Genomic DNA, 15161 nt, shown 5'->3' with positions numbered 1-15161 from the left:
CCTCTACTTACGTTGGTCGTCTATCGTTACCCCTTGCGGCGGAGTAAACGTAAATTTTGACGGATCAACAGCGCCGTTTTGCTGGGATTTTAGCTGATAGGCGCTACGCTGATCGTCTTGTTCTACGGCGCTAAACTGGTGGATAGTCCCGTCGCGTCCCACATTGATGGTGAACTGTTTCAGATTGCCGTTGCTGGCTTTCGGCGTCAGCACAAAATTATCGCCATCCTGCTTAATATTATACTGCTGCCAGTCGCTGGCCTGGTTGCGGGCAATCAGCATAAACGGTGTATTTCCGGTGGCATCTTTCAACCACGTGGCGGTAGCCTGTTCTACAAACGGGTTATAGAACCATAACGTTTTGCCGTCAGAAACCAGAATACTCTCGTCAGGTTGCGTCATATGCCAGTTGAATAGATTTGGCCGCTTAACCCATAAATCACCCTGTCCCTCCTGCACCGCGGCACCGCTGCCATCGGTGACTTTTTGAGTAAAGGTGGCATGAAAGCTGCTCACTTTATCCAGACGGCTTTTCAGAGAGCTGGCGGCGTCAGCCCATACGCTGCTGGCTACAACGCTTGAAAGTAATGCACAGGCGATTGCCATTTTTTTCATCATTATTCCTCAGGTTTCGACACTCCCGACCAGGAGCTCCTTTTGCTTTCTATTCCAGGCCAAAAATCAGCATGAGGAAAGAAGAAAATACTGAATTTTGTTGCCGGATGGCAGCCTGCACAGCGCCATCCGGCTTACAGGTTTACTCAAAAGGCGGCGGAGCCAGCACTTCACGATTACCGTTATGCCCCTGAGCGCTGACAATACCCTGCGCTTCCATCTGTTCGATAATACGCGCCGCACGGTTATAGCCGATGCGGAACTGACGCTGAACGCCTGAAATGGACGCTTTACGCTTCTGGGTGACGAAATTAACGGCCTGATCGAATAGCGCATCTAATTCTTCGCCGCCGTCAAAACCGCCACCGCCACCTTCGCTTTCGCTGTCGGAGGTAATGCCATCCACATATTGCGGACGACCGCGCGCTTTCCAGTCCTGAACCACCGCATGGACTTCCTGGTCACGCACAAACGCCCCATGGACACGTACCGGCATGGTGGAGTTTGGTCCGGAATAGAGCATGTCCCCCATTCCCAATAACGACTCAGCGCCACCCTGATCAAGAATGGTGCGGGAGTCGATCTTACTGGATACGGTAAAAGCGATACGGGTTGGAATGTTGGCTTTAATTAAACCAGTAATCACATCGACCGACGGACGCTGCGTCGCCAGTACCAGGTGAATCCCCGCGGCGCGCGCTTTCTGCGCCAGACGCGCGATCAGCTCTTCAACTTTTTTACCGACGGTCATCATCAGGTCGGCAAATTCATCAACCAGTACCACGATATACGGCAGTTTTTCCAGAACCGGATGCTGAACATCCATACTGTCGCCCGGCTTCCAGTACGGGTCCGGAATCGGACGCCCCATGCGGGCCGCTTCGGCGATTTTCTCGTTATACCCAGCCAGATTACGCACGCCGAGCGCGGACATCAGCTTATAGCGACGCTCCATCTCATTGACGCTCCAGCGTAACGCGTTAGCCGCGTCTTTCATGTCGGTAACAACTTCTGTCAGCAGATGCGGTATACCTTCATAGACCGAGAGTTCTAACATTTTCGGGTCGATCATGATAAAGCGAACGTCTTCCGGCTGCGCTTTATACAGCATACTGAGGATCATGGCGTTAACTCCGACCGACTTACCGGAACCGGTCGTACCGGCCACCAGCAGGTGAGGCATTTTCGCCAGATCCGCCACTACCGGATCGCCCGCGATATCCTTACCTAACACCACGGTAAGCGGCGACGGATTCTCGCGGAATTTGGCGTTATCCAACACTTCGCGCAGATAAACGGTTTGCCGTTTCTTGTTCGGCAATTCCAACCCTACGTAAGGTTTGCCTGGAATGACCTCCACAACGCGTACGGCTACCGTTGACAATGAGCGCGCCAGATCCCGGGAAAGGTTGGAGATACGCGCCGCTTTAACGCCCGGGGCCAGATTCAGTTCAAAGCGAGTAATGACCGGGCCTGGCGAATAGTTCACCACATCAGCTTTAATGCGGAAATCCGCCAGACGCGCTTCAACCAGACGCGCCATTTGCTCCAGCGCAAAGGTATCTACCGGTTCAACTTCGCTCGGCGGCGGCGTCAGAAGATCTAACGAAGGCAGCGGCGTCGTCGGACGCTGTAATGGACGACTGTCGCCGTTACGCATCAACAGCGGGTGAATCAGGCTGTCTTGCGGCGCTGTCGGCTGTTGCGGCTGCTGATACTGCGGTTGCGGCGCTACCGGCTGTTGCGGCTGCTGATACTGCGGCTGCGGCGCTGTCGGTTGCTGCGGCTGCTGATACTGTGGCTGCGGCGCTACCGGCTGCTGCGGCTGCTGATACTGTGGCTGCGGCGCTACCGGCTGTTGCGGCTGCTGATACTGCGGTTGCGGTGCTATCGGCTGCTGCGGCTGCTGGTACTGTGGCTGCGGCGCTACCGGCTGTTGCGGCTGCTGATACTGCGGCTGCGGCGCTACCGGCTGTTGCGGCTGTTGATACTGCGGCTGCGGTGCTACCGGCTGCTGAACAGGCGTTGATTCGGGCATGACACTCGGCGTGAACAGCGGTTCGTGCGGACCTTCATCAACCAATACTTTCATTGGCGAGAAATCCAGATCGTCCAGTGAGAACGGCTGCGCGCCAGCGGGTTGCTCGCCGGAATATCGCTGCTGTTGCGAAGCGGCAAACTGGCGGGCTAATTCAGCTTCCGCAGCGGTATCGTCATCTTCTGCCTGTTGAGTATCATGCTGATACGTCTCACCATAACGATGCTGCTGCGACTGCGCAAACTGACGGGCTAACTCGTCCTGATGCATTGCATCTATTTCTTCATCGGTTAGCTGCGCGCCCGTCTCGTACTGATTGCGCTCCGCCTCGCGGGCTTTTTCTTCTGCAATCCTCTGTGACGGCAGCTTAATACCGTACGACGCCAGTTCCCGTCGGGTCGGCACGCGAACGCGGTTCGGACGCGGCAGTTGCGGACCAATCCCCTCTTTCACCTGCGGACGCGGCGCGCCGCCGGTAGCCAGACCAAATGCAGGCGCAGCGGCCGCGGTGCCTGCTGCCAGAGCGCCACTCTTAATACCTGCGTCAAGCGACGCGGCGGCGGCTACCGCTTCCACTGGCGGTATGGATGGCGCGACAGATACCGTAGGTTTGACCGGCACGTTCTCTTTTACCGGCTCCGGAATCGGTTGATACCATGCCGCCAGTTGTTCGCGCTCACGGGCGCGTTTCTCTTCCACCTCTTCAAAATAGTAAAGCGGAGGACGGGCGGGTCTGGTCTCTTCTATGACAGGTTCAGGCTCGGTGGCAACCGGCTGTTCGATAACCGGCGGCATGTGGGAAGGTTCAGCCGCTATCGGCTCCGGCTGATAAACCGGCGTCGGCTGATGGGTCGGCTCCGGCTGCCAGTGTTGTTCGGCATCCGGCGCCTGCCATTGCGGCTGTGTTTCCTGCGGCGCAAGAGAGTCATACTCTGCTGCGGTCGCTGGCGTCGCGGCGTATTGCGGCGCGGAAGCGACAGGCACAGGTTGCTGCCACGGCGCACTTTGCGCCTCCTGCGGTTGAGCATATTGCGGATGCGGCTGATACCCCTCCGGCGCAGGCGCGATAACCGGCTCGCCGGTTTGCGGCCCCGGTACGGGCTGCCACTCCACGGTCGGTTGCGCGACAACCGGCTCAGCCCCCGGCATGGGCGGCGTTTGCATTATGGGATCGGCGGACGCTGCCCACGTCTGGGTGACGGCAGTTGCGGCCGCAGCGGCGGCAACCGGTTCGGTGACAGAATGGCCGTTTAACAGCGGATCATATTCATCATATTCCGGCTGCGTCGCACGGTTGCCCGAAAACAGAACGTCGTCGGGATCGGCAGCGACGCCGCGCGCGCTATACTGAATGTCCTCGTCATCATCCATCCGTTTGCCGGAAAAGAGCGCGGCATCGGTCTGACGGCCCCGTGGATTGCTGAATTTTTCAGCCAGTCGCTTACGACGCGCCAACGCGCCGCGCAAAATACGCGCCCGGCGAGATTCACGCTGCACGCCGTCGGTTTCTTCATCGTATTCGTCATCATACTCTTCGTCGTCAACCCACGTATCATCACGCCGGGTACGGTTGCTGGCGAAGGTCAGTATATTAAGCAACCAGCCGCCTAATTTTTCGGCGATACTAACCCAGGACCAACCGGTAAAGAGCGTCAGCCCGGCAGCCCAAATACAGAGAAGCATTATCGTTCCGCCGCTACTATGCAACAACGGCTGCAGCGTGGTGCTTAACAGGCTGCCAATTACGCCGCCGGAGGCGAAATACCAGATATCGTCGGCATTAATGGCCGCCAGACCGCAGGAAGTGAGAATCAGCGCCAGCACGCCGATAAGGCGTAGCGACACAGCAAAATAGTCGATGTAATCATCCGTAGACTGATGACGCCACGCAAACCAACACCCGCCGACAATAATGACAGGGATGGTGTAGGCCATTACGCCAAAAATAAAGAACAGTGTATCGGCCAGCCACGCGCCCGGCGCGCCGCCTAAATTATGGATGGGTTCATGCCAGGCGGTTTGCGACCAACTGGGGTCCGAAGGGTTAAAGCTCAACAAGGCCGCCATCAGCCAGACGGCAAAAAGGGCAATAAGTATCAACAACGCTTCCAGAAGTCGGCGCCCGCTGCTTAACTTCGTCAATGTGACGTCTTTGTCTTCAGTATATTCCTGGCTCAAAAAAGGCTCTCCAGGTTCCAGGCTTTTCCCGCCCGATGCTAAAACGGACAACAGCACCGGGTTACCCCGGCACTGTTGCTGTATGGATTAACAGGAGTGTAATCAAACTACGGCGATTTTGCACCTGTTCCGTGTTAGCGTGTCTTAATAACCAGACGATTACTCTGTTTTACCTCTTCCATCACTACGTAAGTTCGGGTGTCGTTCACACCTGGCAAGCGCAGCAACGTCTCTCCCAATAGTTTTCGATACGCTGACATATCCGGTACACGGGTTTTCAACAGGTAGTCGAAATCGCCGGAAACCAAATGACACTCCTGAATCTCTTCAAGCTTTTGCACGGCGGCATTAAACTGTTCAAACACATCCGGCGCGCCGCGATTTAAGGTAATCTCAACGAATACCAGAAGTGACGCATCCAGATAATGCGGGTTCAACAGCGCCGTATAGCCCTGGATAAACCCCTGTCGCTCCAGCCGACGCACACGCTCAAGGCAAGGTGTCGGCGAAAGCCCTACTCGTTTAGAAAGCTCGACGTTGGAAATACGCCCATCCTTTTGCAGTTCATTAAGAATGTTACGATCGATACGGTCGAGATCTTTGCCAGGGCGCTTCTTGCTATCTACCATTATTATTGTCTCTCTGTATTCCTTCCCTACTCCTGCCTGACTCTACTCACATCACTGTTCAGAGTCGCTGCCCATCACAATAGACCGAAACCCAGAGGGATTAACGGCGCGCAATGCCTGGTCTATGGTGAGAAGACCGTTGCCTCGCGGCAGCTATCGACATCACGAATGGCGTCTGTCCACGCCATGCGTAGATTTCACTAGCCCGGTAAACATGGTATTTACATGCATGATTATGCAGCACATACATAACACAGTTTTTTTCTTCCTCGAATGTTTTCGCAAAACAGCAGGTGATTGTCAAAGCAAAACATCGATTTTTAGTACAACATGCCAGTTATTCATTAGAGAGGGCGGTAAACTGTCATTTCGTCACCTTATAAGTTACCGATTTCAAGTAAAATTTGTGATGATAACGTCGCTGTCCCGGTCGTTCATCGGTTCATGCTATTACACATATTGTTAACAAAATCGTTATGCTCTTTTTTTACGTCTGTAAATTCCCTACAATTCTGCTCATTGTCTGCCAACAACTATGGGGATCTCATGGGCACGACCAAACACAGTAAGCTGCTTATTCTGGGCTCAGGACCGGCGGGATATACCGCGGCGGTGTATGCCGCGCGCGCAAATTTACAGCCAGCACTTATTACCGGTATGGAAAAAGGCGGTCAACTGACTACCACGACGGAAGTGGAAAACTGGCCCGGCGATCCAAACGATTTGACCGGCCCGCTGCTGATGGAACGCATGCATGAACATGCGGCAAAATTTGAAACCGAGATAATTTTTGATCACATCAACAAAGTGGATCTGCAAAATCGTCCGTTCCGTCTGACAGGTGACAGCGCAGAGTACACTTGCGATGCGTTGATCATTGCGACCGGCGCTTCCGCGCGCTATCTGGGGCTGCCATCGGAAGAAGCCTTTAAAGGGCGCGGCGTTTCCGCCTGCGCAACCTGCGACGGTTTCTTCTACCGCAACCAGAAAGTGGCGGTGATCGGCGGCGGCAACACCGCAGTTGAAGAAGCGCTTTATCTGTCCAACATCGCTTCGGAAGTGCACCTTATCCATCGCCGTGACGGTTTCCGCGCTGAAAAAATCCTCATTAAGCGCCTGATGGATAAAGTTGAAAATGGCAATATCATTCTGCACACCAACCGGACGCTGGAAGAAGTGACCGGCGATCAGATGGGCGTCACCGGTCTGCGTCTTCGCGACACGCAGCAGAGCGATAATATCGAGACGCTGGATATCGCCGGACTTTTCGTAGCCATCGGTCATAGCCCAAACACGGCGCTCTTCGAAGGCCAGCTTGAGCTGGAAAATGGTTATATCAAAGTTCAGTCCGGCACCCATGGCAACGCCACACAAACCAGCATCCCTGGCGTATTCGCGGCGGGTGACGTTATGGATCATATTTACCGTCAGGCGATCACCTCTGCAGGTACGGGCTGTATGGCGGCGCTGGATGCTGAACGCTATCTCGATGGTCTGGCCGACGCGAGCAAATAGTTTTTACAAATCAGTAACAAAAGTAAAAAAGGCGACTATAAGTCGCCTTTATTTTTGCGTCGTTGTAACATTGCCCCTGCCTGAAATTCTAATAACTCACCTGCTAAGCGTGCAATGAATAAAACCCGTCAAAAAGAGCTGACCCGCTGGTTAAAACAGCAAAGCGTAATCTCCCAACGGTGGTTGAATATTTCCCGCCTGTTGGGGTTCATGAGTGGCGTATTAATTGTCGCTCAGGCCTGGATCATGGCGCGTATCCTGCAACATATGATCATGGAGAACATTCCACGGGAAGCGCTGTTGCTCCCTTTTATCCTGCTGATACTGGTCTTTGTCCTTCGCGCCTGGGTGGTGTGGTTGCGCGAGCGTGTCGGTTTTCATGCCGGACAACATATTCGCTTTGAGATCCGCCGTCAGGTGTTGGATCGTCTGCAGCAAGCCGGCCCAGCCTGGATTCAGGGCAAGCCCGCCGGTAGCTGGGCGACGCTGGTGTTGGAACAGATTGACGATATGCATGACTATTATGCGCGCTATCTGCCGCAAATGGCGCTTGCCGTTTGCGTACCGCTCTTAATCGTGGCGGCGATTTTCCCGTCAAACTGGGCGGCGGCGCTGATTCTGCTGGGCACCGCCCCGCTCATTCCCCTATTTATGGCAATGGTGGGGATGGGCGCGGCTGACGCCAACCGCCGCAATTTCCTGGCGCTTGCCCGGCTAAGCGGCCATTTTCTTGACCGTCTGCGCGGGATGGAAACGCTGCGAATTTTCGGTCGTGGAGAAGCGGAAACCGAGAACATTCGCGCAGCATCGCAGGATTTTCGTCAACGCACGATGGAAGTACTGCGCCTCGCCTTTTTATCTTCCGGCGTGCTGGAGTTTTTCACCTCGCTTTCTATTGCGCTGGTCGCCGTTTATTTTGGCTTCTCTTACCTGGGCGAGCTGAACTTTGGTCATTACGGTACTGGTGTGACGCTCGCCGCCGGGTTCCTCGCTTTGATCCTCGCGCCGGAGTTTTTCCAGCCGTTACGCGACCTCGGCACGTTTTATCATGCTAAGGCGCAGGCGGTTGGCGCGGCGGATAGTCTGAAGACATTTCTGGAAACACCCCTCGCCCACCCGGCGCGCGGCGAAGTTGAGCTGGCGGAAAACGAACCTGTAACCATTGACGCAGTCAATCTTATTATCACCTCGCCAGAAGGCAAAACGCTTGCCGGGCCGCTGAATTTCTCATTAGCGGCAGGAGAACGCGCCGTCCTGGTAGGACGCAGCGGTTCCGGTAAAAGCTCTCTGTTGAATGTATTATCCGGTTTTCTCTCCTATCAGGGATCTTTGCGTATTAACGGTGTCGAGCTTCGCGATCTCTCGCCGGAATCCTGGCGCCAGCATCTCTCCTGGGTCGGACAAAACCCGCAATTACCTGCAGCGACGCTACGCGAAAATGTATTACTGGCGCGCCCGGACGCCAGCGAGCAGGAACTTTATGCCGCGCTTGACGCCGCATGGGTAAGCGAGTTTTTACCGCTGCTGCCGCAGGGAGTAGACACCCCGCTCGGCAATCATGCCAGCAGACTTTCCGTCGGCCAGGCACAGCGTGTAGCGGTCGCCCGTGCGCTACTTAATCCCTGTCAACTGCTACTGCTGGATGAACCGGCGGCAAGCCTGGACGCTCACAGCGAGCAACGCGTCATGCAGGCGTTAAAAGCGGCGTCAAAACGCCAGACCACATTAATGGTGACGCATCAGTTGGAAGATCTCGCCGACTGGGACGCTATCTGGGTTATGCAAGATGGCGCGATTGTCGAACAAGGCAGTTATGCCGAACTCAGCGCTGCCAACGGCGCTTTTGCGACGTTATTGGCTCACCGTCAGGAGGATATTTAAATGCGCGCGCTACTCCCTTATCTGACGCTTTATAAACGCCACAAATGGATGCTAACGCTGGGAATTGCGCTGGCAATCCTGACCCTGCTTGCCAGTATCGGGCTGCTGACGCTTTCCGGCTGGTTCCTGTCCGCGTCCGCTATCGCAGGCTTCGCGGGAATTTACAGTTTTAACTATATGCTCCCGGCAGCCGGCGTGCGCGGCGCGGCCATTACCCGTACCGCTGGTCGTTATTTTGAACGTCTGGTAAGTCATGACGCCACGTTCCGCGTGCTGCAACATCTGCGTATTTATACCTTCAGCAAACTTTTACCGCTCTCCCCCGCGGGTCTGGCGCGTTATCAGCAAGGTGAACTGCTGAACCGCATCGTTGCCGACGTCGACACGCTGGACCATCTCTATTTGCGCGTCATCTCCCCGCTGGTCGGCGCTTTTGTAGTGATTATGATTGTCACCCTGGGGCTTAGCGTTCTCGACGTGACGCTGGCGATCACGCTGGGCGGCATTATGCTGTTGACGCTGTTTATTATGCCGCCGGTGTTTTATCGCGCCGGCAAAAATACCGGCCAAAATCTGACGCATCTACGAGGTCAGTATCGCCAACAGCTCACGTCATGGTTACAGGGCCAGGCGGAACTCACCATTTTTGGCGCCAGCAAACGCTATCGGGCGCAAATGGAAGCCACCGAATTACAATGGCATGAGGCCCAACGCCGACAGTCTGAACTGACCGCCTTATCGCAGGCGTTAATGCTGCTGATTGGCGCGCTGGCGGTGATGTTAATGTTGTGGATGGCCTCCGGCGGCGTTGGCGGCAATACGCAGCCCGGCGCGCTCATCGCGCTGTTTGTCTTCTGCGCGCTGGCGGCTTTCGAGGCGCTTGCGCCCGTTACCGGCGCATTCCAGCATCTGGGGCAGGTTATCGCCTCTGCGCTTCGTATCACTGAATTAACGGAGCAAAAACCGGAGGTGACCTTTCCACAGGCAGAAACTCCCGCGCCGGAAAAGGTCACACTCACCCTGCGGGACGTTTCGTTTCGTTATCCCGACCAGCCGATTAATGCGCTCAATGCCCTCTCATTACAGGCTAATCCTGGCGAGCATGTCGCTATTCTGGGGCGTACCGGCTGCGGAAAATCAACGCTGTTGCAGCTACTCACCCGCGCCTGGGACCCGCAACAAGGCGAAATTCTGCTCAACGATCTTCCGCTATCCTCGCTGAGCGAATCCGCCTTACGCCAGACTATCAGCGTGGTGCCGCAGCGTGTCCACCTGTTCAGCGCCACACTGCGTGATAATTTATTACTGGCGGCGCCCAATGCCAGCGACGAAGCCCTTTCCGACATGCTGCGTCGCGTCGGCCTCGAAAATCTGCTCGAAGATAGTGGGCTTAATAGCTGGCTTGGCGAAGGCGGTCGTCTGCTGTCCGGCGGCGAACTTCGTCGCCTGGCCATCGCCCGCGCGCTGTTGCACGATGCCCCGTTAATGCTGTTGGATGAGCCCACTGAGGGGCTGGATGCGACCACCGAGAGCGAAATGCTGGAATTACTTGCCGATGTGATGCGCGAGAAAACCGTCCTGATGGTGACTCACCGTTTGCGCGGCCTGGCCCGTTTTGATCAAATCATCGTAATGGACGACGGGCGCATCATTGAGCGAGGCACTCATGCAGAATTGTTAGCCGGACAAGGGCGCTATTATCAGTTTAAACAACGTCTGTAAGCTATTATTGAACGATCCGACTTGCGTACTGGAGTTTCGCCGTCATGCGTCTGGTTCAGCTTTCCCGACATTCTATCGCCTTCCCTTCGCCGGAAGGCGCTTTACGCGAGCCTAACGGTTTACTGGCGCTGGGCGGCGATCTCAGCCCTGCCCGGTTGTTAATGGCCTACCAGCACGGGATTTTCCCGTGGTTTTCGCCGGGCGACCCGATTCTGTGGTGGTCGCCCGATCCGCGCGCCGTGCTGTGGCCTGAAAAGTTTCACCTCAGTCGCAGCATGAAGCGCTTTCACAACGCATCCCCTTACCGCGTGACGCTCAATTACGCTTTCGATCGGGTCATTGATGGATGCGCCAATCACCGTGACGAAGGCACCTGGATAACGCGTGGTATTGAGGAAGCCTATCGCCGATTACATGAATTGGGCCACGCGCACTCCATTGAAGTGTGGCGTGATCAGGAACTGGTCGGCGGGATGTATGGCGTCTCGCAGGGGGCGCTGTTTTGCGGCGAATCGATGTTTAGCCGCCAGGAGAATGCCTCTAAAACCGCACTGCTGGTTTTTTGCGCTGAATTTACCCGTCACGGCGGTAAACTTATTGATTGTCAGGTAATTAATAGTCATACCGCCTCGCTCGGCGCCATTGAAATTCCACGTCGTGACTACCTCGATCACCTCGCAGCCTTACGCCAACAACCGCTGGCCTCCCGTTTTTGGGTGCCGCGGACATTATTTTTGCCCCGGAAGTGAATGTTTTCGGCACATTTTTTATTGGGGTGTTATAATTGCTGCCGCAGAATTGGTTTAGCATATTATCCCGCAGCCCGTTGTCAGGTAACGCCCATCGTTTATTTCACCGTTCCCTTATATGTTGCGCTTATGTCGATACATCAGGCGGTAGTATCAGGGAAAAGGTGTATAACGCGGCGTTGTCGTGTGTCGCGGAATCATGTGCTAAACCTGGTTTGCTGTGTTTTAAACGCACAAATCTTTACTTATCAAAAGAAGTTCGGCATTATCTTGCCGGTTCAAATTATGGTAGTGATACCCCAGAGGATTAGATGGCCAAAGAAGACAATATTGAAATGCAAGGTACCGTTCTCGAAACGTTACCTAATACCATGTTCCGCGTAGAGTTAGAAAACGGTCACGTGGTTACTGCACACATCTCCGGTAAAATGCGTAAGAACTACATCCGCATCCTGACGGGCGACAAAGTGACCGTTGAGCTGACCCCGTACGACCTGAGCAAAGGCCGCATTGTCTTCCGTAGTCGCTAATTGTCTCCTCACGCCCTGAAGGGCGGCTGGATAAAAGGTCGGTTTAACCGGCCTTTTTTGCGTCCATTAAGTCGATGAATGACGAGCAGGTTACTCTTCCACCATCCGCGCATACTCTTCCGTCAAAAAATCGACCAACGCGCGTACGGAAGGTAATAATCCTCGCCGGGATGGGAACACAGCATGAATAACCTCCCGCCGGGGCTCCCACTCTTCCAGCACCGCGACCAGTTCACCGGCGGCCAGTTGTTCTTTCACCATTAAGACAGGTAACTGCACAAGCCCCACGCCCGCCATCGCCGCCTCGCGTAGCGCCAACATGTCTGTAGTAATCATACGCGGGGTAAAATGGACTTCCGCACGCGCGCCCTGCGGGCCGTAAAGTTCCCAGCGGTGGATATGCTTGCCGGATGCAAGACTTAGCCCTGGCCAATGACTCAACTCCGCCGGCGCGGAAGGGATTCCCATCCGTGCGATGAGATCCGGGCTGGCAAACAGGCGATGCCCTCTGTCAGCCAGGACGCGCATCACCAGATCGCTATCCTCAAACGGGCGCGGCCTGACGCGAATCGCCACATCCACCCCCTCCCCTACGACGTCCACCCGACGATTGGTCGCTTCAAGCTGTAGCGAAACATCAGGATAACGCGCCATAAACTTCGCCAGCATTGGGCCGATGTGTACATGCAGCAGCGTAACCGGGCAGGTCAGCTTCACGATACCGCGAGGTTCTACCTGCAATGCGGCAATGGCATCCTGCGCCGCCTGAGCTTCCACCAGCATCGCTTTACAGTGCTCATAGAATGTTTGTCCCACTTCGGTAACGTTAAACTGCCGGGTGGTTCGCTGAATCAATCGCACGCCCAGCCGTTCCTCCAGTTGCGCAATACGCCGGCTCAGTTTTGATTTTGGTTCATCAAGCGCACGCCCCGCCGCGGCAAACCCACCCTCTTCGACCACATGCACAAACCACGCAAAATCATTGAGATCCGTTTTTATCATTACATTGTCCTATTAATGGAACGGTATGAGCCATTTTAGCCACTACCGAACCTTTTGTCATGAATATAAGCTTATTCACATCAAGACAACGCCACTGAGGAGAACACCATGAAACAGATTACAGGCGTCTATACCGCACCTCGCCCGCACTGGGTTGGCGATGGATTTCCGGTTCGTTCACTCTTTTCTTATCAGTCACATGCGCAGCAGTTGAGTCCATTCCTGCTGCTGGATTATGCCGGGCCGCACACATTTACGCCGGGTAATGAAAAACGCGGCGTTGGAGAGCATCCACACCGCGGTTTCGAGACCGTGACGATTGTTTATAGTGGCGAAGTCGAGCACCGGGACTCTACCGGTCGCGGCGGCGTTATCGGCCCGGGCGACGTTCAGTGGATGACCGCAGGCGCAGGCATTTTGCATGAAGAGTTCCACTCCGACGCGTTTACCCGTCGGGGCGGCGAACTGGAAATGGTGCAGTTGTGGGTTAACCTTCCCATGAAGGACAAAATGACCACCCCGGGTTATCAAAGCATTACCCACGATGTTATCCCGACCGTTACGTTGCCGGATGACGCCGGAGTCGTGCGGGTCATCGCAGGGCGTTATGAAGAGACAAAAGGCCCAGCGCACACTTTCTCGCCGCTCAATGTCTGGGATATGCGCCTGCAACGCAATCGCCAGCTTACATTGGCACAGCCGGAAGGATGGAGCACCGCGCTGGTGGTACTGAAAGGCAATATCACGGTGAACGGCACGACGCCGGTCAACGAAGCGCAACTGGTGGTATTGAGCCAGCAAGGGAAAACGCTGCACCTTGAGGCCAGCAGCGACGCCAGCGTATTGCTGTTATCAGGCGAGCCGCTGAATGAACCGATTGTGGGTTACGGCCCATTTGTTATGAACACGAAACAAGAGATCGCAGAAGCAGTCCGCGATTTCAACTCCGGCCGTTTTGGCCAAATCTGAAAACATGAAGGAGAACACGATGTCAAGTCCTGCTAATTTTAATGGTTTGCGCCCGGTAATTGATGTTAACGATTCCGTGATGCTTTTAATCGATCATCAAAGCGGTCTTTTCCAGACCGTAGGCGATATGCCAATGCCGGAATTACGCGCTCGCGCCGCGGCGTTGGCGAAGATGGCGACGTTAGCGAAAATGCCGGTCATTACCACGGCATCCGTACCGCAAGGTCCGAACGGCCCGCTGATCCCGGAGATCCACGCTAATGCGCCACATGCGCAGTATATTGCGCGCAAAGGTGAAATTAACGCCTGGGATAACGAAGATTTCGTTAAGGCGGTAAAAGCGACGGGTCGTAAGACGCTGATCATTGCCGGGACGATTACCAGCGTGTGCATGGCATTCCCGGCCATTAGCGCGGTAGCGGAAGGTTATAAGGTATTTGCCGTGATCGACGCATCCGGTACCTACAGTAAGATGGCGCAGGAGATCACCCTGGCGCGTATCGTACAGGCTGGCGTCGTACCGATGGATACTGCCGCGGTCGCCTCTGAGCTGCAAGGCACCTGGAACCGTGAAGACGCCGCCGCGTGGGCCGACGTTTATACTCAGGTATTCCCGGCCTATCAACTGCTGATCGAAAGCTACAGCAAAGCGCAGGATGTGGTGAAAAACAACGAAATGTTGGATTCACAGCGCTAATTTGCCTCCCCGCGCCAGTTTGGGCGGGGATTATGTCTATTGCATGAGCAAACGACAGTGAATATGTAAATTCTGCTTGACCGTTTTAGCGCAACTCCCTATAGTAGCGCCCCGTTGCCCCCCAAGTGGTCAGGCAGCAATACAATATGGTGAGGTGTCCGAGTGGCTGAAGGAGCACGCCTGGAAAGTGTGTATACGGCAACGTATCGGGGGTTCGAATCCCCCCCTCACCGCCATATTCAAGAAAGAGCTCGTACGAAAGTACGGGCTTTTTTTTTCACATAAAGCCACCCTACAGGGGGGATGAGAACACCCGACCGGGGTTCGACAACTGGCGCAGCCAGTTGGACAGACGACGAGCCTGCGAGGAGACTGCCCGAAGGGCGAGCGCAGCGAGTCAATCCCCCCCTCACCGCCATATTTAAGAAAGAGCTCGTACGAATGTACGGGTTTTTTTTTCGCATTACCCCCCCGTCGATTACCGGATGATGACGCAATTTACAAGCGCCTTGTCCGCCTACCGCGAGCACAACGCCATCAGGCTAACTATTAGCCGGCGTAAATAAATATCCTCCGGCATAGCCGGAGGTTTTTCAGATGCGCCTGTAAGGCTCTCTTACCAGCCGCGCCCTAACA

11 protein-coding genes and 1 tRNA gene are annotated in these 15161 nt (G+C 55.1%); 8 read left to right on the top strand and 4 right to left on the bottom strand.

Features of this window, described 5'->3' with window-relative positions:
* Positions 1 to 3 precede the first annotated feature (3 nt).
* From lolA to lrp, 3 genes are all read right to left on the bottom strand, one after another.
* Entirely contained in the window at positions 4 to 615 is a 612-nt protein-coding gene (gene lolA, locus ACLJRE_RS03570; RefSeq protein WP_001519746.1) for an outer membrane lipoprotein chaperone LolA, read from the bottom strand.
* A 142-nt stretch (positions 616 to 757) separates the two neighbouring features.
* Positions 758 to 4831, bottom strand: a complete 4074-nt coding sequence (ftsK, locus tag ACLJRE_RS03565; protein ID WP_023212493.1) for a DNA translocase FtsK — start codon at positions 4829 to 4831, stop codon at positions 758 to 760.
* 134 nt (positions 4832 to 4965) lie between these two features.
* Positions 4966 to 5460: a leucine-responsive transcriptional regulator Lrp gene (lrp, locus tag ACLJRE_RS03560; protein ID WP_000228469.1), complete on the bottom strand. Its 495-nt coding sequence runs from the start codon at positions 5458 to 5460 to the stop codon at positions 4966 to 4968.
* A gap of 546 nt (positions 5461 to 6006) precedes the next feature.
* Between lrp and trxB the strand changes: the two genes are divergently transcribed.
* From trxB to infA, 5 genes are all read left to right on the top strand, one after another.
* Entirely contained in the window at positions 6007 to 6975 is a 969-nt protein-coding gene (gene trxB, locus ACLJRE_RS03555; protein WP_000537393.1) for a thioredoxin-disulfide reductase, read from the top strand.
* A 114-nt stretch (positions 6976 to 7089) separates the two neighbouring features.
* A complete protein-coding gene (gene cydD / locus ACLJRE_RS03550; protein WP_001044531.1) occupies positions 7090 to 8856 on the top strand; it encodes a heme ABC transporter permease/ATP-binding protein CydD in 1767 nt (588 codons plus the stop codon).
* Positions 8857 to 10578, top strand: coding sequence for a heme ABC transporter ATP-binding protein/permease CydC (gene cydC, locus ACLJRE_RS03545; RefSeq protein WP_001202249.1), 1722 nt, complete (start codon positions 8857 to 8859; stop codon positions 10576 to 10578).
* Between the two features lie 44 nt (positions 10579 to 10622).
* Positions 10623 to 11327 carry a leucyl/phenylalanyl-tRNA--protein transferase gene (gene aat / locus ACLJRE_RS03540; RefSeq protein WP_001241643.1) on the top strand — a complete coding sequence of 235 codons (705 nt, stop codon included), beginning with the start codon at positions 10623 to 10625 and terminating at the stop codon, positions 11325 to 11327.
* A 311-nt stretch (positions 11328 to 11638) separates the two neighbouring features.
* Complete coding sequence (infA, locus tag ACLJRE_RS03535; protein ID WP_001040187.1) at positions 11639 to 11857, top strand: translation initiation factor IF-1; 219 nt, start codon at positions 11639 to 11641, stop codon at positions 11855 to 11857.
* 90 nt (positions 11858 to 11947) lie between these two features.
* On the opposite strand, the gene ACLJRE_RS03530 is transcribed toward infA, so the two are convergent.
* Entirely contained in the window at positions 11948 to 12859 is a 912-nt protein-coding gene (locus tag ACLJRE_RS03530) for a LysR family transcriptional regulator (RefSeq protein ID WP_000597928.1), read from the bottom strand.
* A gap of 108 nt (positions 12860 to 12967) precedes the next feature.
* Here ACLJRE_RS03530 and ACLJRE_RS03525 point away from each other — a divergent pair, with 108 nt between their 5' ends.
* From ACLJRE_RS03525 to ACLJRE_RS03515, 3 genes are all read left to right on the top strand, one after another.
* Positions 12968 to 13828: a pirin family protein gene (locus ACLJRE_RS03525; RefSeq protein WP_000809969.1), complete on the top strand. Its 861-nt coding sequence runs from the start codon at positions 12968 to 12970 to the stop codon at positions 13826 to 13828.
* Positions 13829 to 13847: 19 nt separating this feature from the next.
* Positions 13848 to 14525 (top strand): hydrolase, encoded by a 678-nt coding sequence (locus tag ACLJRE_RS03520; RefSeq protein WP_000097893.1) that lies wholly within the window; start codon positions 13848 to 13850, stop codon positions 14523 to 14525.
* A 148-nt stretch (positions 14526 to 14673) separates the two neighbouring features.
* Positions 14674 to 14761, top strand: a tRNA-Ser gene (locus ACLJRE_RS03515).
* Positions 14762 to 15161 lie beyond the last annotated feature (400 nt).

Source organism: Salmonella sp. SAL04157 (assembly GCF_046551635.1).
GTDB classification, from domain to species: Bacteria; Pseudomonadota; Gammaproteobacteria; order Enterobacterales; family Enterobacteriaceae; genus Salmonella; species Salmonella enterica.
This window is presented reverse-complemented; position numbering and strand designations above follow the sequence as displayed.